This is a genomic window from Pleomorphochaeta naphthae, from assembly GCF_055396005.1.
On record NZ_AP042457.1, the window covers coordinates 2,919,515 to 2,939,852 of the forward strand.

The 20,338-nt window shown below is 26.8% G+C and carries 18 protein-coding genes and 2 tRNA genes; 6 read left to right on the plus strand and 14 right to left on the minus strand.

Annotation, left to right across the window (positions count from 1 at the left end):
• Nucleotides 1-3: 3 nt before the first annotated feature.
• The 6 genes from ACZ5SO_RS13305 to ACZ5SO_RS13330 all read right to left on the minus strand — a co-directional run bounded on the left by ACZ5SO_RS13305 (nucleotide 4) and on the right by ACZ5SO_RS13330 (nucleotide 8,382).
• Nucleotides 4-1,134, minus strand: coding sequence for a Wadjet anti-phage system protein JetD domain-containing protein (locus ACZ5SO_RS13305; protein WP_464625247.1), 1,131 nt, complete (start codon nucleotides 1,132-1,134; stop codon nucleotides 4-6).
• On the minus strand, nucleotides 1,100-4,576 hold the full coding sequence (locus ACZ5SO_RS13310) for an ATP-binding protein (RefSeq protein ID WP_464625248.1): 3,477 nt from the start codon (nucleotides 4,574-4,576) through the stop codon (nucleotides 1,100-1,102). Before ACZ5SO_RS13310 ends, ACZ5SO_RS13305 begins: the two co-directional genes overlap by 35 nt.
• Before the next feature lie 2 nt (nucleotides 4,577-4,578).
• The gene (locus ACZ5SO_RS13315) at nucleotides 4,579-5,193 is read right to left on the minus strand and encodes a DUF4194 domain-containing protein (RefSeq protein WP_464625250.1); all 615 of its coding nucleotides are present in this window, start codon (nucleotides 5,191-5,193) and stop codon (nucleotides 4,579-4,581) included.
• Complete coding sequence (locus tag ACZ5SO_RS13320) at nucleotides 5,183-6,700, minus strand: DUF3375 family protein (RefSeq protein ID WP_464625251.1); 1,518 nt, start codon at nucleotides 6,698-6,700, stop codon at nucleotides 5,183-5,185. The genes ACZ5SO_RS13315 and ACZ5SO_RS13320 overlap by 11 nt, the downstream gene beginning before the upstream one ends.
• 142 nt (nucleotides 6,701-6,842) lie before the next feature.
• A complete protein-coding gene (locus ACZ5SO_RS13325; protein WP_464625253.1) occupies nucleotides 6,843-7,316 on the minus strand; it encodes a hypothetical protein in 474 nt (157 codons plus the stop codon).
• 583 nt (nucleotides 7,317-7,899) lie between these two features.
• Nucleotides 7,900-8,382, minus strand: a complete 483-nt coding sequence (locus tag ACZ5SO_RS13330; protein WP_464625254.1) for a hypothetical protein — start codon at nucleotides 8,380-8,382, stop codon at nucleotides 7,900-7,902.
• Nucleotides 8,383-8,847: 465 nt separating this feature from the next.
• Between ACZ5SO_RS13330 and ACZ5SO_RS13335 the strand changes: the two genes are divergently transcribed.
• Nucleotides 8,848-9,087: a hypothetical protein gene (locus ACZ5SO_RS13335; RefSeq protein WP_464624267.1), complete on the plus strand. Its 240-nt coding sequence runs from the start codon at nucleotides 8,848-8,850 to the stop codon at nucleotides 9,085-9,087.
• A 196-nt stretch (nucleotides 9,088-9,283) separates the two neighbouring features.
• Here the strand turns inward: ACZ5SO_RS13335 and ACZ5SO_RS13340 are convergent, their stop codons facing one another.
• From ACZ5SO_RS13340 to ACZ5SO_RS13355, 4 genes are all read right to left on the minus strand, one after another.
• Complete coding sequence (locus tag ACZ5SO_RS13340; protein WP_464625255.1) at nucleotides 9,284-9,760, minus strand: hypothetical protein; 477 nt, start codon at nucleotides 9,758-9,760, stop codon at nucleotides 9,284-9,286.
• A 399-nt stretch (nucleotides 9,761-10,159) separates the two neighbouring features.
• Nucleotides 10,160-10,654: a hypothetical protein gene (locus ACZ5SO_RS13345; RefSeq protein WP_464625256.1), complete on the minus strand. Its 495-nt coding sequence runs from the start codon at nucleotides 10,652-10,654 to the stop codon at nucleotides 10,160-10,162.
• 207 nt (nucleotides 10,655-10,861) lie between these two features.
• Nucleotides 10,862-10,933 (minus strand) — tRNA-Glu (locus ACZ5SO_RS13350).
• Nucleotides 10,934-10,942: 9 nt separating this feature from the next.
• Nucleotides 10,943-11,015 (minus strand) — tRNA-Lys (locus ACZ5SO_RS13355).
• A gap of 163 nt (nucleotides 11,016-11,178) precedes the next feature.
• On the opposite strand from ACZ5SO_RS13355, the gene ACZ5SO_RS13360 reads away from it, so the two are divergent.
• On the plus strand, nucleotides 11,179-13,386 hold the full coding sequence (locus tag ACZ5SO_RS13360) for an MFS transporter (protein WP_464625257.1): 2,208 nt from the start codon (nucleotides 11,179-11,181) through the stop codon (nucleotides 13,384-13,386).
• A gap of 66 nt (nucleotides 13,387-13,452) precedes the next feature.
• On the plus strand, nucleotides 13,453-14,652 hold the full coding sequence (gene ilvA / locus ACZ5SO_RS13365) for a threonine ammonia-lyase (protein ID WP_464625258.1): 1,200 nt from the start codon (nucleotides 13,453-13,455) through the stop codon (nucleotides 14,650-14,652).
• Here ilvA and ACZ5SO_RS13370 read toward each other — a convergent pair.
• Entirely contained in the window at nucleotides 14,649-15,590 is a 942-nt protein-coding gene (locus ACZ5SO_RS13370; protein WP_464625260.1) for an AEC family transporter, read from the minus strand. The genes ilvA and ACZ5SO_RS13370 overlap by 4 nt on opposite strands.
• Before the next feature lie 334 nt (nucleotides 15,591-15,924).
• Between ACZ5SO_RS13370 and ACZ5SO_RS13375 the strand changes: the two genes are divergently transcribed.
• On the plus strand, nucleotides 15,925-16,401 hold the full coding sequence (locus tag ACZ5SO_RS13375; protein ID WP_464625261.1) for a hypothetical protein: 477 nt from the start codon (nucleotides 15,925-15,927) through the stop codon (nucleotides 16,399-16,401).
• A gap of 735 nt (nucleotides 16,402-17,136) precedes the next feature.
• Here the strand turns inward: ACZ5SO_RS13375 and ACZ5SO_RS13380 are convergent.
• The 3 genes from ACZ5SO_RS13380 to ACZ5SO_RS13390 all read right to left on the minus strand — a co-directional run bounded on the left by ACZ5SO_RS13380 (nucleotide 17,137) and on the right by ACZ5SO_RS13390 (nucleotide 18,365).
• Nucleotides 17,137-17,379 (minus strand): hypothetical protein, encoded by a 243-nt coding sequence (locus ACZ5SO_RS13380; protein WP_464625262.1) that lies wholly within the window; start codon nucleotides 17,377-17,379, stop codon nucleotides 17,137-17,139.
• A gap of 112 nt (nucleotides 17,380-17,491) precedes the next feature.
• The gene (locus tag ACZ5SO_RS13385; protein ID WP_464625264.1) at nucleotides 17,492-17,863 is read right to left on the minus strand and encodes a DUF134 domain-containing protein; all 372 of its coding nucleotides are present in this window, start codon (nucleotides 17,861-17,863) and stop codon (nucleotides 17,492-17,494) included.
• A 91-nt stretch (nucleotides 17,864-17,954) separates the two neighbouring features.
• Complete coding sequence (locus tag ACZ5SO_RS13390) at nucleotides 17,955-18,365, minus strand: NifB/NifX family molybdenum-iron cluster-binding protein (RefSeq protein ID WP_464625266.1); 411 nt, start codon at nucleotides 18,363-18,365, stop codon at nucleotides 17,955-17,957.
• 152 nt (nucleotides 18,366-18,517) lie between these two features.
• Here ACZ5SO_RS13390 and ACZ5SO_RS13395 point away from each other — a divergent pair, with 152 nt between their 5' ends.
• Nucleotides 18,518-18,982, plus strand: a complete 465-nt coding sequence (locus ACZ5SO_RS13395; protein WP_464625267.1) for a MarR family winged helix-turn-helix transcriptional regulator — start codon at nucleotides 18,518-18,520, stop codon at nucleotides 18,980-18,982.
• The gene (locus ACZ5SO_RS13400; protein WP_464625268.1) at nucleotides 18,969-20,318 is read left to right on the plus strand and encodes an MATE family efflux transporter; all 1,350 of its coding nucleotides are present in this window, start codon (nucleotides 18,969-18,971) and stop codon (nucleotides 20,316-20,318) included. The genes ACZ5SO_RS13395 and ACZ5SO_RS13400 overlap by 14 nt, the downstream gene beginning before the upstream one ends.
• Nucleotides 20,319-20,338 lie beyond the last annotated feature (20 nt).

Below are 20,338 nucleotides of genomic sequence, written 5' to 3' on the forward strand. Positions count from 1 at the left end.
TAATTAAGTTAGTAATTCTATTGTTTTTGTAATATAAGAGTTCGGGATTTTTTCTTGCTCAAGTCTTATATTATTTTCTTTAATATATTCTAAAGTAGTAACTTCTTCTTTTGTTAGTTTTGTTAATTGTCCTTTGTACTCTTTTCCTTCTATCCAAAAATGTTTAAAAGCTATAAGTGTTTCCATATTCATAAGAATACTTTTAACATTGCTATATTTTTCTCTAAACATAGAAAGAATAGCAAAACCATGTTCATCTAAATCTCCAAAATAATATAGAGAAGTATTTTTCAAATAACCATTTTTTATAAAACTAAGGATAGAAAAACCACCTGAATATAAACATAGATCGTTTTGATTGAGGGGGAAATTATAAAAAGTAGTTTCATTTTCTACTATGAATACTCGATTTGCAGTGTGTGAAAATTTTTCAAATGCTTTTGGGGTAAGGTAAATAATATCATTTGAACAACAGTAGTTTTTATTATTATCAAAAATATTAAAATTAGAGTGAGATCTAATTTTTATAATAAAAGATTTATCTAGTAATCCTAATTTTTGATATTTGTTATCAACGTTTTTTAGTTCTATAAAATTACTAATAAAAGATGTGATAGTAGAAATGTTTTTTTCTAGAAACTTAGTTGGAACAGTTATTGGAAGCTCTCTTTGATATAAATTGCTTTCAGGATTTTTTATAATAAAAGAAGAAATTAAAGCAATATTTTTACAAGTAGATACATCCCATTTTAATATCTTAGATAAGTTAGTTTTTATTATTTCGTTTGAGATTGGTAAAGTACGTCGTAATATATTAAGATTTTCTTTAAATCTTTTAGTTTGAGTTTCTTTTTTAATAAATTTAAGATAATCAGATTCAGTTTCAAAATAAATTTTAGTAATTTTGATTTTACTAGTTTTTTCATAAGTAAAGCAATATCCATATCCCTTTACTGCTTTGCTATTATCGTTTAACTTTTGGAATAATTCAAAAGCCTTAGCATATTCTAATTTAGAAAAATTCTTATTTCCCTTTATTTCTAAAGGGAAATAATTAATATCTTCAACAAGTGCTTTTAAATAAGAATTATATTTATTATTAGCTTTTGTTTTTATTGCTTCTATTGTCAACATTTTTTAACTCTTCTTTTTTTATGCTATGAACAAAAGAATGTTTTCCATCTTTACAAACAGTAATTTGTACACTTTTAATATAGGGTTCAACTAGATTTACTTTATCCATAGGAGTAACAACCATTAGTTGTAAATCCATTGCTTTAAATAAGTCCATTGCATATCTACTATTTTCATCATCACTTTTACTAAAAGCTTCGTCTACTATCACAAATCTGAAAGATCTAGCACTATTATCAAAGTTAAATACATCGAACTGGTGAGCAATTGCTGCTGCAAGAATAGTATAGGCTAATTTAGCTTTTTGTCCGCCTGATATTGCACTACTATCTTTGTAGAATCTAATTTGTTCATTTGTTTCGCAATTATATTCTTCAACACCAAATTGATACCAGTTTCTAATATCTAAAACTTTTCTTGCAAATGTTTCGTTTTCTTTTAGTGTTGTGACAAATTCTTGAACTGCTAAGATAAAATTCTCATTTGCTTTTTGTTTTTCAGCCTCACCTAGAGCTGCAATACCTGGATCTGGTTCAGCTTTCTTTTGTAAGAATCTAAATTTTCTAATATCTTTATCTCTAGCAACTTCCATAGTTATGCGGATTTTACTATGGGGGTCTTTTTGATAATCAATGCTATCTAAACTTTTGTTCAAATCTTCTATATTATCTTTAATTTTACGATTCCACTCCCTAATACTTGAATTTAAGTCAGTGATATCTTGTTGAATTTGACGAGTCCTTAAATTAGCAAATTGTTCTTTATATTTAGGTAAAGAGTCTGTCTTTAATTTATTTAGCATAAATTCATAAGCTTCGATTGAGTCAATATTGTCATCTAAGTCTTCAGTGTCACTAGACCAAGATGGATATAGTAATCGGATATTATTATCACCTGATTTGAACTTTGTTAATTTTTTTAGAAGGTCTTTTTCTGATAATCTCTCTTCTTCTCCTAAGGCATTTATTTCTTTAAGAATTTTTGAATCAGTTAAACCTAGATAATGGTTAATTTCTTTTAAATCTGAAAATGAAGAAGGAAGTTCATATTCTGTTTGTAATTGAGAAACTGGTTCAAAACTTGATGTTAAATCTTTATTATAAAGGAAATTATTGATTTCAATTTTTTCTTTCTCTTTTTCCTTTAAAGATTGACTTGTTCCCCCAGACTTTTTATACAAATTTACAATTTCTTTTTCTATATTATTTTTTTGTTCTTTTTTTATCTCGAGTTGTTGATTTAATTCATCAAGATCAGAAGATTCATTTTTTAACTCTAGTATTTGATTATCTATATTTTGTATTTGAGTTGTGTATTGGTTTATGTTAATTGTAGAATAATTATTAAATTGAGAGATATAAATATAAGCTTGTCTTATTTTTTCTGTTTTATTAATAAGACTTTTCTGTTTTTCTATATCTCTTTCAAAATCTTTTAATTGTTTTGATAATTCTTGGATTTTATTTTGTAATCTAAGTTTTTTCTTTTCTATTTCCCATCCTAGAATGTGGATATCTAAATTTTCATTAGTTATCCCTTTAATAAATTTATTATTAATATTTAATAAAGCTTTTTCTCCAAAAGTATTAGCAGAGCTTAATACTATATCTTTGTTAGAGGAGAAGGCATGATTATAATTATCATGTAAAAGTTTTTCAATAAAAGCTCTATGTGGATAATCTTCCTTAACTTCTAACATATAAGGAGAGAATGTTGGACAGCTTTCTTCTTCAAAGATAATTTCATCAGTATCATCAAAAATATTTAATTGATCTTTATCTTCTCCATTATTTAATAAAAGAGGATTTACTTCTTCAATTATTATTATTTCTATTTTCTTGTTTAATTCTTTATAATAAAGATAATCTGCTATTTTCAGAGCATGTTGTGGTAGAACTATAAGAGATAAGGCTAATGGTCTAATTAGAGATTCTAATGCTAGAGCTTTATCTAAAGAGTTTTCTTTGACTCTAATTAATTCCCCAAAGAATTTTACATCTTCAATAGGTAGCCCTAGCTCATTACATATCTCGTCCCTTATTTCTAAATATTCTAGAGGGATGTTGCTTTGTTTGTTCTCTATTGCAATAAGTTGGTTATTAATGTTTTCTAAATTTTGAACAACTGTATTTTTTAATGAAGTTAATTCATCTTTATCTTCCTGAAGTTTTTCAATTTTGTTTTCTAATATTGATACTTTATTTATTGCATCATCTCTTAAATTATTAAATTCTTTTTCTGATTGAGGGAACTCTAAATTTAAATTATTTAATCTAGAAGAGTATGAATCTACTGTTGATTGCATTTGTGAAATTGTATTATTTAAATCTTTTCTCCTAACTAAGAGAGAATTAATCCTATTTTGTCTTTCATCAGTATTTAAAGTGTTTTGTAGTTCAGCAATACTATCTTCAATTTGATTCTTTTCATTTTCTTTATTAGTTATTTCATTTTCAGTGTCTGATAAATCTTTTGTTTCTCTTTCAATTTCTTCATTAATAATTTTTAATTTAGCTTGATTTGCCCAAATAGGTAAAAAATCATTTTTAACTTTTTCCTTATTTAATCTTTTAGTTGAGAAATATTGGTATTTAGTATAAAGCTTTGAGATTTCCTCAAGCATTTCAATTTGTAATTCTTCTTTATCAATTTGATTTTTTAAAACCATTAAATTGTTAAAGTTTTTTGCAATAACATTAAAATTTTCGAAAGAATCACTTTCATCAAGCATTCTATCTCTAATGAAACTATTTAAATCATGTAAATCTTTCATCCCTACAGTTTGGGAAAAGATTTTAATTGCTTTGTCTTTATACCTGAATCCAAACTTTTTAGAAAAATCATAACTATAACGTTTAAAAGTGTCGTAAGATGTGATAGTTAAATCAGGGAAAGCTTTTTTTAAATCTTGAATCCAGTTTCCACCTGTATTATAGCCAACGTTTTTTTCATTTAACATTTCTATAGTTAAATCACCTTCAATTATAAAGTACTGTCTTTTTAAAGAACCATTTGACGAAAAATATCTAATTTGCATTAGTGTAATTGAAGATATTGCTGTTTTATTTTTAAAAGTGGCTAATAATATACTATGACAATTTTTATCTCTTAGAGTTTTTCTACTAGCTGTATAATCAGTTTCAGACTTACCGGTTGAATAAGCTCCTAAAACATAGCTTTCCTCAGTTCGGCCATTTTTACCGTCATGACCACTTGAAAGGTTATATGTTCTATCATTTGTCGGAACTATTAGAGTTAATAATGCATCTACTAAAGTTGTTTTCCCAGATCCATTACTACCTGTTAATAAAGTATTTTCTCCATCAAGTGTGATATTAACAATGTGTTTATCAAAAGTACCCCAATTGTATAGTTGGAAGTATGATAATCTATATCCAGAATGGCTAATTCCTAAATCAAGGCCTAATTCTAATTCTCGCATTATTAAGTCTCCTTGTTTTCTTCTAATTTTTCTTTAAATTCTTTTAAGAAAGCTGCATCAACCTTGGCTCTAATAATATTTCTAATAATAAATTCTCTATCATTTGAAAGTTGAAGGTTATCGTTCGGCCTTTGTATTTTCTTAATGAAGTTCATGTTTGCTATGTAATTTAAGCTTGATGAAATCATGTCTTTAAATTTAATTTTATCAGAAGTATTTTGATAATATGGTTCAACTAAGTCAGCTATTTCACTTTCCTTTAAGATAAGATTTTGATTTTGAAGAGACTCGTTCATTTCAAATTTGTCTAACTCTTCTCTTAGTATTACTAATATTAAAGATATTTCAAATGTTAATGGATGGCGTTTAAGCAATCTATTTAGATTATCAATTACATTCCCATCTTCATCTTCTATTTGTTCTAAAAACGCATAATCATAATTATCGTTATAAAATAATTTTAGTCCTATGATATTAAAATATGAATTTATTTCTTTAGCCCATAATTTTAGTTTATCAAAAGTTTCTTTATTATCTTCTTCGAAAATTGGGCCTTGCAATAATTTTACACAAACATCACTCCATTGTTTTGTATTACTAAATTCATTATTTATCATGTTTTATCACCACCTTAGGGATTAATAAAGAAATATTTTCTTGATCTTCATAACTTATATAATTTATTGTTTCTTTATTTTTTGAATCTATGGTTGTCCACTCTGCTTTAAATAAAAGAGACAAATAAGTTAGAACTTCGGCTAAGCCATATTTGATTTTATATTTATTAAAAATATCTTGTACTGTAATAGGTTTGTTATTTTTTATAGATTCATTATAAATATTTTCTAAATTTTGTTTAATTTCATTTTCATTTACATAGATATCTATAATTAATTGAGTTAAATCAATAGCTGGGATTTCTTTAGTTTCATAAGATTCTTGAATTCCATTATTTGAAAATTTTACATTTTCAAGAGGCCGTGCCATATCATTATTAATATAAGGTAGTCCATCAATGATTAATATTTCTTTCTTATATGGAATATCTACATCTTTATTTACACAAAGAGATTTTATATCTTTTGTGAGGGATGCTATGTATTTATATTCAGGACTGGTTTTTCGAGTAATAATTCTTTTTAATCTTTCTGATAGTTTTCTATTTTCTTCTAAGATATTTTTTCCGGCTTGGTAAAGAGAACTTTCAAAGTTGTCAAAAAACTCTGTATCAATTCTTTGATTAGGTAATCTACGTTTTATTTTGTTGACTTTATTCTTTATAGTGTCTTCATCACTTTCTTTACTTAAATACAGCCAAAAAGCATTGAAACTTTCACCTTGAGGGGTTTTTTGAAGTTCCTCTGTTTGTTCTAATATATCTGATAATAAAGTTCCTCTGTTTTCTGTTGATTGGTATTGTTTTTTACATAATTGAGAGAAAATCTTATGATTATTATCTCTTAGTTGTTTGAAATCAGCAAGTAAGGATTTTGATACTTTATTTAGAGTTTCAACTCTTTCAGCAATTTGAAGATGGGTATATGTCTCTACATTACCAGTTTCTTCAATCTTTTTAATTTCATCTTCAATTTTTTGTTTTTGTTTTTGTAATTCATCAATCCTAGCTTTAGGATTTTTTATTGTATTGTGATCTAATTCTTTTATTCTATCTAATACTTCTAAAAATTTAGATTCTGTTCCAATGAACATATTTTTTAAATCTTCAATTTCTTCAAAATATCTGAATAATCTATCAACAGATGTCGATAAATCTACCATTTCGATATTATCTTCATTGTAATATCTAAAAATAAATCTATTTTTTGGATTAGACCAAGTTTTTGTAAGATTATAAGCTTTATCTAAGTTATCTAGTTCAATAGTCTTATAATCAGAGTCTTCATCAATTTCCTCATCATCAAGAGAAACTCCATCGTCAAAAGAGCTTATGTAATTAGCTAATTTTTCTATAAAATATTGTTGCTCCACACCATTTTCTTGTGAGTCTTCTTTGAATATTTTATATAAAAAGGAAATTATAAAAGGAGAATTTTTTTTAGTTAATAGCATTAAACCACTGTCATTTTGAATTAATAATTTAACTTGATTTATATCTGAAAACAAAGGTTTCTCCTAAAATAGAATATGCCAATTTTATCATAAACCTTAATTCTTTGCTAGCATTTATTAGAAAAAGAGATTACGAATAAATATAAAAAAGGTAGCTATTTTAGCTACCCTAATCCATTATTTTTTGTAATATCAATTATTCAATTGTGTAATTGATTGTGATGTCACTAGTATAATCACCAGCTGGTAAAGAATCATCTCCTGTCCAACCTAAAGTGAAGGAATATACCAAATAGTTTGATTGTAATCCAGCAGGTAGATATTCAGTGTTAGTAATTATAGTAGGTTCTGGAGTAACTGTTGTTGCAACATCTTCAGTACCATTGTTTAATGTTGTTCTAAATACATCTGCAGCAATTGTAACAACTACAGGTAATTTGCTATTCATATTACTGCTTGCTTTAATAGAGAAAACGTCTGTAACGCCATCTTCTGTTATTGGATCAACATTAATAATATCATTATCGTTAACTAACGCATCTGCATAATATAAAGCGTAATCTGGTTGAACTTCATCAATTGTTGTATTTAATTGTACTTGAGCTGATTTAGCACTCATTGATGTAATTGCAATAGATGCTAGGACTAGAATTGTTAAGATTTTTTTCATAAATTTGTTTTCCTTTGTACTAAATAGTTTTTCTTAATTCCTTTAAGATAGTTTAAATTTAAGATATAATGCAACTTATGTCAATAGGATAATTAAATGAAACATATAACAATTTGTGTATTTTTTATTTAATTATTTGATGTATAAGCAATTATATTTATTTTTTTTATTTATTTTTAATTGTAACTTATGTATAACGTTGTACATAAATTTAAAATAATTGTTTATAATGAAACAACTATTTCCTATTCTGTCCATAAAAAGCTGAATTTAAGACTTTAGTTTCTATTTATTAAATATATGAGATATAAAAAATATGTACTTTGAAGTGGACCCCACTTCAAGGACAAAAGTAAAAAAACTTAATCCTTTTTTATAATATTCTAGAAATTAAAGTAGTTTTTCTAAGCAACTTTAACTTCTACCTTATGTTTTCATGGAATTATGTAATTTCCCTTTCTAATATATTAGTTATATTCATTAGGTGTCATCTTACATAATTTTGATTGTTTATAATTTAGATAAAAAAAAGAGCAACTATTAAGTTGCCCTGTATTTGGAGAGAGTATATATATTTTTTTAATTAGTTGATTGAGTAATTGATTGTTACGTTACTTACATAATCACCAGCTGGAAGTTCTTTGTTACCACCCCAGCTAAGGTTGAATTTATTAACTAATTTATCTTTATTAAGACCAGCACTTAAAGTTGAAACTGAATTAATTTGATTTACAGAAGGGGTAATGTTAGATTTATATGGAGTTGAGCCATTTAAAGTAGTTTCAAAAGCTTCAGGTTTTATTTCTACATTAACTGATAAATCACTATTTAAATTACTAGAAGCTACGATAGTAAAATCTTGAGTTTGTCCACCTTCAGTAAGGGATCTAGAAATAAAGATATCATATTCAGTTGTATTATCTTCAATTTTGTCATTGTTATAATAAAGTTCATAAGATACTGGAGTTGAATCTACAGAAGTGTTTAATTGTACTTGAGCTGACTTTGCGCTCATTGATGTCATTGCGATTGCAACTAGTGCTAAGATTGTTAATATTTTTTTCATAATTTGTTTTTATCCTTTAAATAAATAGTTTTTTTGTTTTTCTTAATTTCCTTTAAGATGATTTAACTATAAGTTATATTGTAACTTATGTCAACACTAATATAAAAAATAATTAATAAATATTTTAAAATAAATATAACTCTATATATTATAAAGAATTATTATATGTAAATAACTGTAACAATTGATATATTTGATCATAAGATGTAGCTTTTTTCTGAAAATCTAATAAATTTTATAATTTTTTTAATAATTAAGCTCTAAAGCTTACCTTAGGAAAAATAGGTCAGTTTTATTCAACTTCTCCAAACTTATTACATAGCTATTTTAGTTACAAATAACTTATTTATTGTGTTATAAAGCTTAAAATTTGCTTTATTTTAATTTATTTAGCTTTGTTTTGTAAAACTTCTGTTGACTTCTACAAACTTATTACATATATTATACATATAAGGAGCATAAGAAATGAGAAAAGCATTTATCTTATTAGTTTTAGTTTTATTAACAACAATGTTTTCATTAACTGCTAAGTCAATGACTGTTCGCATTGTAGCTTATGTTCCTGAAACAATAACTTTTGAAGAAACAGATTCTTCTTTTTCAGTTAAGACTAATATGAGTAATGTAGATTATGGCTTTTATGATCAAAGTGGAAGCTTAGTTTCTCCTCAAGCAGCTGATGTATTAGCAATAAGTGCTATTTAATTTAGATTGATTTATTAAAAAGACAGACAATATATTAACAAAACTTGCATAACCCAATTTCTAAAAGGGAAAATTAGAAATTGGGTTACCTTTTTTTTAATGTAATATACTCTCATAAAAAAAAGAGCAACTATTAAGTTGCTCTGTATTTTTAGGAGGTTTTTATTGTATTTATCACTTTAGTTGTGTTTTTCTATTATTGAATGCTGTATTCAACTTTAATATCACTTGTATAATCACCAGCTGTTAGACTTTCATCACCACTCCAGCTTAAGTTAAAAGAGTTTACTGTAAGATCTTTGTGTAAACCAGCTGATATAGAGCTTAATGAAACTTTAGTATTAACTTGTGGTAAAATGTTTGAATCTAAAACTGTTGAACCATTGATAGTTGTTTTAAAAGTTTCAGGAGTTACAGATACTTTAACAGCTAAGTCACTATTTTTATTACTAGAAGCTTTAATAGTAAAGAAATCAGTTTTACCATCTTCTGTTAATGGATCAACTTCAATTTGTTTTGTATCACCTTCGTTAATGATATTGTTGTTATAATATAAATCATAAGAAACTTCAGTTTCTTCAATTGAAGTATTTAATTGTACTTGAGCTGATTTAGCGCTCATAGAAGTGATTGCGATTAATGATAATGCTAAGATTGTTAATATTTTTTTCATAATTTGTTTTATCCTTTAAATAAATAGTTTTTTTGTTTTTCTTAATTTCCTTTAAGATGATTTAACTATAAGTTATATTGTAACTTATGTCAACACTAATATAAAAAATAATTAGACAAATTTGTAATAAAAATGTTAACTTATTATATTGTAAGTAATTAAATAGCAAAAATAAATTGCAACTTATAGTAAAAGTATACAAAATTGAATAATATTGGCTAAAAAACACTCCGTGTTATACTCACTTTAATATTTAATTTTCAATAAATACTTTTAAATATAAATATAACTTTGTTTTGTTTTTGGAAAAACAACTTATATTTAAAATTGATCTTTTTATAGAAAAAAATAAGCAACCAAATTAATGGTTGCTTATAAACTAAATATTTTAAAGGAGTTCTATTCTATTTTGTATTCGACATTAACTATACTTATATAATCTCCAGCAGGAAGATTAGCTCTTCCGCTTACATAAATATTAAAGCGAAATATTTCTCTATCTGTGTTTAGTCCAGCAGGTAAAATTGAGTCACTATTGCCATTAATATTTATTATTGGCTTAATTCCTGAATCATAGAGTACATCTTCATTTAAAAATGTTTTAAAGGTAGATGGTGTGATGGTAACTTCTATAGATTTATCAGAATTGAAATTTGAATTTGCAATTATAATGAAATCTGTAATCATTGTGTTTGTTGTTAAGGGATTGATATTTGGAACCGTATAAGTTGTATCTTCATCAATTTTAACAAGTGTTTTATCATCAAGTTCTCTATATAAATCATATTGTAAAGTAGCTTCTTCAATATTTGTATATAGTTGCACATCTGCTGATTTTGCAAATAACGTAGAAAGGGTTAGTGTTAATAATAATAATAATAATATCTTTTTCATTTTTTTACCCCTTTTCTAGTAATTTGTAACTAAATAATAACTCTTTTTGAAACTTATGTCAACAATGAAAAAAAATAAAAATGTAAATAAATTGATTTTTTTTATTAATTTGTTGTAATGTAAGGAATTAATTTATTTTAACTTATAACATGAAATTTTAGAATATGTGTTTTTGAGTATAAAAAAACCAGTTCTTTCGAACTGGTACATCTCCTACGAGAGTCGAACTCGTGTTGCCGGGATGAAAACCCGGTGTCCTAACCACTAGACGAAGGAGACATTAAAAATTGAGCTGCAAAGGATTTGAACCTTTGACCCACGCCTTAAAAGGGCGTTGCTCTACCAACTGAGCTAGCAGCCCAAGCAACGAATTGGACTATAGCAAGAATTTTAGCTCTAATCAACTACTTTTAGTAAAAAAAATAAAAAAAAATATTTACATATAATTTTAATAGAAATATATACTCAAAAATAATAGCATGTTAGACTAAAAAATAAGAATAGAGAGGATTAAAAATTCGTAAATGTCTAATACTTTATATTTAAGCGAAGCTGAAAAACAAAAAGGCTTAAAACACATGTTAATGAATGAGATGTTTAATGGTATCTCATATAATTTGCTAGGAGGCACTTTTGTGTATCTTTTAGCAGTATATTTTGGAGCGGGTAGTTTCGCGTTAGGATATATTTCTTCGGTATTATACATTGCCGGTGCTGTTCTTCCTGTAGTTCCAAAATTATTTAACAAAAAGAATATAGTAAAAGTTCAATCGAAAGCCTGGCTTTTAAGAGGTCTTATTTCTTTTTGTTATGTTGGATTACTATATATAGATCAAAATAAATGGGCAATTTTATTTTTATTAGCAATATATACTTTATTTTCTGTTTTTAGGGTTATTGGAATAGCTTTGAATGATTTTACAGTTAAAAGTTTAAGTAACTCTTCTAATATTGGAAGGATTGTTGGAAATATAAACATAGCTTATCAATCTTCTTCAATTTTTATTTGTTTTATAGTTGCAATTTATTTAGATGTAGTAAGTTTACCAGGCATTCTTTCGATAATTATTTTGCAAATGATTGGTGCAATGATTAATACTTTTTCAGCAATAGAAATTTCTAAAATTCCTTGTAGAAGACCTATTACCTATAGGAAAGGTAGGGGGTTGGTAAAAGTATTTAAAGAATCTATGGCAAATGAAAGTAGAAAAAGACGTCTAATATTAAGGTGGATAAGCAGTTCTTTAGTTGTTGGTTTTTCGATGGTTGTACCTTTTTTGAAAATTTATGTTGGTTTCGATAATAGTAGTGTGCTGTTCTACACAGCAGCATGTGGGGTCTCTTCTTTAATTGCTGGTATCGTAAATAAACAGCTAACTGATAGATTAGGATCTAAACCTATTTGTTTAATAAGTAGCATTGTGTTTTTAATGTTTTTAATTACTTGGGCAATTGTTCCAATTTCTTTGGGTTTTGCTTTTTTCTTTGTTTTAGGGATTTTTTCTAATTTCTTTTTACTCTTAGCTTATTTTTCCGTATTTAGATTAATTTCAGCAGTAATACCAGATAAAGATGCAATATCTTTCAACTCTATGAATAATTTTATTATTGCTATTCTAGCTTTAATTACAGGTTTAATTAATGGTTATTTAGCAGAAATAGATATAACAAAAATATTTGTAAATTCAACTCTTTTTAATAATTATTCTTTAATGTATTTTGCAATAGCAATTTTAAATATTGGCTTTATACTTTATGCTTCTGCTTTAAAAGAAACTGGAGCCTATTCTAGTTCTCAAACTGCAAAAATATTGTTTAGTAGGCATGGTTTACAAGCTTTGTCAAAAATTGAAAGATTAAATCATACTTTTGAACCTTATAAAAGGCATTTATTATTATATTCGTTGGGCACTAATACCAATACTTTAGCTACTTCACAGTTAAGGTCTATATTAGCCGCTCCTTTTTCTATTGATAAAAAGGATATTGTTAGATCTTTAGGTATTAGACCTAGGAAATCTTTGTTACCAGATTTAATAAAGTTAGCTGAAAATGATGAAGAGAGTTGCCAAGTAGAAGCTATTGTTGCTTTAGGGGCCTATAAAAATAATGAAAGTGCAATTAAATCTTTAACTAAATTACTCGATTCTAGATGGAGCAGTGTTAGATCTGTTGCATCAAAAAGTTTATCTATGATTACTAAAGATCCTCATATATTAGAAAGAGTAATGGAGTTAAGCAAAAAAGCTACTCATATTGATGAAGAAATCGATTATCTTATAGCAAAGAAGAATTTAGATAAGGAAGGTCTTTTTTATGAGAACTTTTTTGTATCTGTATCTCAAAAGAGAGGTGTAAGATATAGGCAAACAAGATATGCCGTATTAGCTTCTTTTTTACATTTTGGATCTCCTGTTTTATCAAATATTTATGCTCGTATTAATTTAGGTGAATATGAAAAGGCTATAATTGAATTTATTACAGATGCTCAAGATGAAACTATTGTGTTTAATAATTATGATGGAATATTGAAAGCCTTTTTAACTAAGGATAAAGAAACATTAAAAAAATATTGCATTATGTTATTAGATAGTTGTACTAATTTAAAAGACTCTAAAATGATACATATTAGGAACGGGTTGTTAAAAGTTGAAGAATTCAAATTAGATGAATTGGATTTACAAGATATGATTGCTTTATTTTATTTTTCTTACTCTATAGCAAAACATTAAGAAAATATTCTATTTTTTTATCTTAATATATTGTTTGGATTGTATTGCTTTGATATTCTAGTGTTTATGAAATTAGATAAAATATATCATGCCGCTTATACATTAAAAGATGTTATTCATAAAACAGATCTTTTACCCGCACCTAATATTTTTCCAAATGATAAAGTATTTTTAAAAACGGAAAATTTACAAGTTACGGGATCTTTTAAAGTTAGGGGAGCTTATTATAAAATTTCTCAACTTTCTAAAGAGTTAAAAGATAAAGGTGTTATAGCTTGTTCTGCAGGCAATCATGCCCAAGGTGTTGCCTTAGCTGCACAAAAAAATAATATTAAGTCTATTATTTGTATTCCTGATGGCGCTCCAATTTCAAAAGTTGAAGCTACTAGAAGTTATGGCGCTACAGTAGAATTAGTTAAAGGCGTATATGATGATGCATACACTAGAGCAATAGAATTGCAAAAAGAAACTGGTATGACTTTTATACATCCTTTTAATGATAAAGAAGTTATTGCAGGCCAAGGTACAATAGGGTTAGAAATATTAGACCAATTAGAAGATGTGGATGTTGTAATTGTCCCAATTGGCGGGGGAGGTTTAATTAGCGGAATTGCTTTCGCTATAAAATCTCTTAAACCTAATTGTAAGGTTTATGGTGTTCAATCTTCTGGGGCTGCAAGTATGTTTTCCTCATTAAAAGAAGATCAAATATGTGAACTTCAAGATGTTTGTACAATTTCTGATGGAATTGCTGTTAAAAAACCTGGTGATGTTACTTTCGATTTATGTAGAAAATATGTTGATGGGGTTGTAACAGTAAGTGATGATGAGGTCTCTTGCGCTATATTAGCCTTGATGGAAAATCAGAAACTAGTTGCTGAAGGTGCCGGAGCTGTTTCTGTCGCTGCTGCTATGTTTAATAAGATTGATATTAAAGGTAAAAATACTGTCTGTGTTGTTAGTGGTGGAAATATAGATGTAACAATACTCTCTCGTGTTATTTCAAGAGGCTTATTAAAAGGTGGAAGAAGTGCCAAACTTACTATAAGTTTAATGGATAAACCAGGACAGTTGGTTGAGGTCTCAACAATTATTGCTAATTTAGGTGCTAATGTAATCGCTGTTCATCATGATAGAGGTGGAGAGGGAACAGATTTAAATAGTTGTACCTTATCATTAGAAATTGAAACGAGAGACCATCAACATATTAATTGTATCAGACAAGCTTTGATTAATAGGGGTTTTAAATTTGTAAGTGAAAACTAAATCAAATTTAAAGTTTTTAATATATATAACCATAAGAATATTGTCACTAAAGATAATACCGTTGTCATTATGACTAATTGAGCTGCTAGATCCGCATCTCCATCCATTTCTTTTGCCATAGTGAAGGATGAGACGGCTACTGGAGATGCCATAGATGCTATAATACAACCTAAATACATTCCTTTTAGTCCTATTGCTACTGCTATTGATATTATTATTAGAGGTGTTACGATTAATTTTCCTAAACTTCCAAATAAAATATATTTAATATTTTTCTTAATACTATCGAATTCTAAAGTTCCACCTAAAATAATAAAAGCTAGAGGTGTTGCAGTTTTAGATAGAGATGTTATGGGAGTTACGATAATTTGTGGGAGCTCTAATTTAAGAGTGAAAAATATAAAGCCTAGTAGTGCAGCATCAACTAGTGGATTTTTTATTACACTTATTATTAATGTAGAAGCTTTTACATTATTTCCTCTATATCCTTCAAGAACAAACACTGCAAGTATATTTACTAAAGGAACAGCAACCAATATTAAAGTGCTTAATAAAGGAAGGCCGGCATCTCCATACATTCCTTGAATAACAGGAACTCCAAAAATCATTATATTGGATCTAAACCAAGCTTGGACAATAACAGCACGTTTAGGTTTTTCTATTTTCGTTTTATTCATTATCAGAGACATTATTAAAGTCACTGAAGGAAGAACGACTAAAATAACCAAAATCATTTTAATTGAATTTTGGATATCTACAGTTTCCATATTATATATTCCAAGAAATAATAATAAAGGAAGGGGTACTCTAAAAATAAATTTGTTTAATGCATTTAATGTTTTTTTATCTACCCAGTTAAATCTTACAGAGATATTCCCTATGAAAAGTAAGACAAAAAGTGGGAAAATAACATTAAATGAAAAAAGTAAGTTGTTCATATCATATCACTCCATGGGGACCATTATATATAAAACAAAACAAAGTTAAATATATATTTAAAAGTATTTCTTGAAAATTAAATATTAAAGTGAGTATAACACGGAGTATTTTTTAGCCAATATTATTCAATTTTGTATACTTTTACTATAAGTTACAATTTATTTTTACTATTTAATTACTTACAATATAACAAATTAATATTTTTATTATAAATTTGTCTAATTATTTTTTATATTAGTGTTGACATAAGTTACAATATAACTTATAGTTAAATCATCTTAAAGGAAATTAAGAAAACAAAAAAACTATTTATTTAAAGGATAAAATCAAATTATGAAAAAAATATTAACAATCTTAGCACTAGTAGCAATTGCAATGACATCAATGAGCGCAAAGTCAGCTCAAGTTCAATTAAACACTTCAATTGAAGAAACTGAAGTTTCTTATGATTTATATTATAACAACAATATCATTAACGAAGGTGATACAAAACAAATTGAAGTTGATCCATTAACAGAAGATGGTAAAACTGATTTCTTTACTATTAAAGCTTCTAGTAATAAAAATAGTGACTTAGCTGTTAAAGTATCTGTAACTCCTGAAACTTTTAAAACAACTATCAATGGTTCAACTGTTTTAGATTCAAACATTTTACCACAAGTTAATACTAAAGTTTCATTAAGCTCTATATCAGCTGGTTTACACAAAGATCTTACAGTAAACTCTTTTAACCTAAGCTGGAGTGGTGATGAAAGTCTAACAGCTGGTGATTATACAAGTGATATTAAAGTTGAATACAGCATTCAATAATTAAGAAAAAAAATAATATACAAAACAAATATATTATTAAGAGAGATTTGGGTAGCATTTTATGCTACCCTTTCATATTTAAAAAACTTAGCCTAAATAATAAAAACCTAACCAATTTTTAGTTGGTTAGGCCGTTTTGAGTGATGAAAAAGAGGTTAACTTATAAAAAAATAATGTATAAGAAGTTATGAATATAGTTAAATATTAAAAAGTTGCATCAAAAAAAGAGTGCAACTCTCATTTTGATAAATGGTATATTAAATATATTTTTTTTATTTTGTTATTTTCCTCATTTTCTACTTTAAGATTAAGATATTTTTGATATGTAAGTCAAGGATAAATTTGATTGAATGTAAAAAATGTTACAGCTGTGAATTAAAAAAATATTGATCCAATTGTAGTAATTGGATCAATGCAAGCTTAAAATTCCTTATAAAACCGAAATAAGGATAACCATAATATCGAACATAAATTTAGCAATCTAAAGATAAATAGGGGAATTTATCATTGTTTAGTGATATTATTACAAAGAAAAACTCGTTCTATATTATGTTATTATTAAGAGAGATAATTAAGCTCGCTTAACTTGACCTAATAATATGTTATAAGTTTGTATAAGTCAAGTTTAAATAGACATTTTTAGATGATAATGTAATAATAGTTTTTGTAATTAGTTATATAATATATATTTATCAAAAAAGTCATAAGTTTAAATAAGTTGCAACAAAAATATCTTTATATCATTATTAAGTTAAAAAAGGATGCTTCTTTATAATCTGTTGTTATTCCATTTGAATTACTTAGTTGATAATATGCGTCATTATTATTTAGAGTGACTTCTAATTTTCCTTCAGGGGATGTTGTGATACTTATTATAACAGGAACATAAGCTTTCAAATGAATCCTGTTTTTATTAGAGCTTAAAGAAGAACTTGCTAATATAAATATTATTGTAAATAAAATAAATTTTTTTTTCATTAGATCCCCATTTGTTTAAATATTATGATTGAACTAAACTAATGTCAACTGAATTTAAATTGTATTTATGATTTTATTGAATTTTAATAAAATTAGAAAAAAGTAAATTATATTATTTGATAGATATTTTATTGTTTTCTTCATTATTTAGATTATGTCTACATCTATTTTGGTGTTGCCTATGATGGCATGGTGGACAAAGTTCTATATCACCACCTTCAATAATTATATCTTTTCCTTCTACTAAAGCTGTAGAAACTTTTTTTCTAGCAACTGCATAAATAGCTTGTGTAGTAGTTCTAGCAACATTCATTTTTTTAGCAGCTTCTTCTTGCATGAGATTTTCATAATCAATTAAACGTAAGGTTTCATACTCATCTACGCTCATTACAATGGCGGAGTTATTTCTTTTTCCTTTGGGGCCGAAACGTGTAAATTCTGGCATTCCTCCAGAAATCCTTCTACATTTTTTTGGTCTAGGCATATTTATCTCCGTAATCAAAAATTTAATATAAAGTTATTCTATTTTAAAAAAAAATGCAATTGGAGTAGATGTTCTCCAATTGCAAAGTAGTTTAGTGAGAACCACATTTATGCTCATTACCATGTGAATTACAAGATTCCTCATGTGTATGCTCTTCTCCATCGTGATGATGTCCGGCACAAGAAATATCAGGGTCATAATCTAAATTATCTGATAAATAGGCTTTAACAGCATCATCGGCTTTTCCCGTTACACCAGGAATTAATTTTATATTAGCTTGGGTAATTGCTGTTCTAGCACCTGCTCCAAGTCCTCCACAAATAAGGGTATTAACATTTTGTAAAGTTAATAAATCAACTAAAGTTCCATGTGCATAACCAGCAGTTGATATAACTTCTTGATTTGTAATTGTACCATTTTCTATTGTGTAAATTTTAAATTGATTAGTTTGACCAAAATGTTGTTCAACTAATTCATTGCTGTAGGTAACCGCTATTTTCATTGGTTAACTCCTTATTAAATTCTTAAGATAGTTAAAGTTTACTTCCATTTTAGGCATATGTCAATAACTATATTATATAGATTCCTATTGACTTTTAGAAATTAAAAGTTTAATAATGAATTGTACAAAATTGAAATAATTTTGAGGTGTTTATGGATAAGAATATTTTTACTCTGTTTAGAGAATTAAGAGAAACTATGAATAGTATCATGCATGGGTTATTGAAAAATGCAAAATCTCCCCAAAGTGAAGCTTTAAATTTAAATTCAAGTCAAATTCAAGTAATATTAACTTTGAAAAAATTTGGATCAATGAAAATGAGTGATTTAACTAAACATGCTAATGTTGTAAAAAGCTCTATTACAAATATTGTTGATTCTCTAGAGAAGTTAAATTTAGTAGATAGAATTAGAAATGAGGATGATAGAAGAATTATTTATGTTGCTTTGAATGAAAAAGGCTCACAGTTAGCTATTAGTTTGCGTCACAGTATTTTTGTTCCTTTTGAAAAGAAAGTTAATTGTTTATCAAATGAGGATAAAAAAGCTTTATTCGATGCGCTTGCAACCTTAAATAAAATTTTATTAAAAATGGAGAAAAATAATGCAAAAAAATAACCCTCATGAATTTCTAGGAACAGAAAATATAACCCCATTATTATTTAAACTTTCTGTTCCTGCTATGATAGGTATGATAAGTAATGCTTTATATAATGTAATAGATACTGTATTTGTTGGCCATGGAGCTGGATCTTTGGCAATAGGAGGGTTAACAATAGCTTTTCCTTTCCAATTGATAATTGGAGCATTTGCTTTAATGTATGGAGTTGGTGCTGCTTCTGTTATTTCTAGAAGACTTGGAGAAGGTCGACCTGATGAAGCTGCAATAGCTGGGGCAAATGCTTTTATCTTAACATTGATTACAGCTATTTTAATTTTGATTATTGGAGAACTTTACTTAGATAAAATATTAATTATATTTGGGGCTACAACAGATATTCTTCCCTATGCTAAAAGTTATATGAGAATTATTTTAATAGGAGCGCCTTTTTTATCCTTCACAATGTGTTCAAATAATATTTTAAGAAGTGAAGGATTGGCTAAAATATCTATGAATATAATGATAATTGGAACTATCTTAAATATTATTTTAGATCCAATATTTATCTTTGTATTTAAAATGGGGATAAAAGGGGCTGCAGTTGCAACTATACTCTCGCAAATAGTTGGAGCTTTATATGCTTTGTCTATATTCTTAAGAGGAAAGTCTACACTTAAGTTTCATTTTCGTATTTTTAAGTTGAAATTCGTATATATAAAAGAAATAGTCTTATTAGGGATGGCTACTTTTATTAGACAGATAGGAACTTCTTTTATGGCTTTAGCTGTTAATAATATGGTTAAAATATATGGCGGAGATTTAGCAATTGCTGCTTTTGGTATGGTAAATAAATTTTTAACTTTAGTAATGATGCCAATTTTTGGCATGAACCAAGGTTTGCAACCAATCATAGGTTATAATTTTGGTGCAAAAAAATATGAAAGAGTAAAAGCATCTTTGAAAACAGCAATATTTATTACAACAATTATTGGTTTATCTTTTTCAATAGTATCTTTAATTATCCCTAGAACAATTTTAAAAATGTTTACGGTTGATCCAGATTTACTAGATTTGGGTGTTGTAGCGTTAAGAATAATTATTTCTTCAATGTTTTTATTAGGAATTCAAACTTGTGGAACGACTTACTTCCAAGCTTTAGGAAAGAGTTTTGCATCAATTTTACTTGGAATGAGCCGTCAATTTATAATCCTAATTCCCTTAGTTTTAATACTTCCTCGTTTTTTAGATTTAATAGGGGTATGGTTAGCTTTTCCTTCTGCAGATATTTTAGCTGCACTTGGAACTGCAATCTGGCTATTAATAGATTTAAAGAATCTTAATAAAATAAAATAAAGTTAACACTTCCAAGGTAG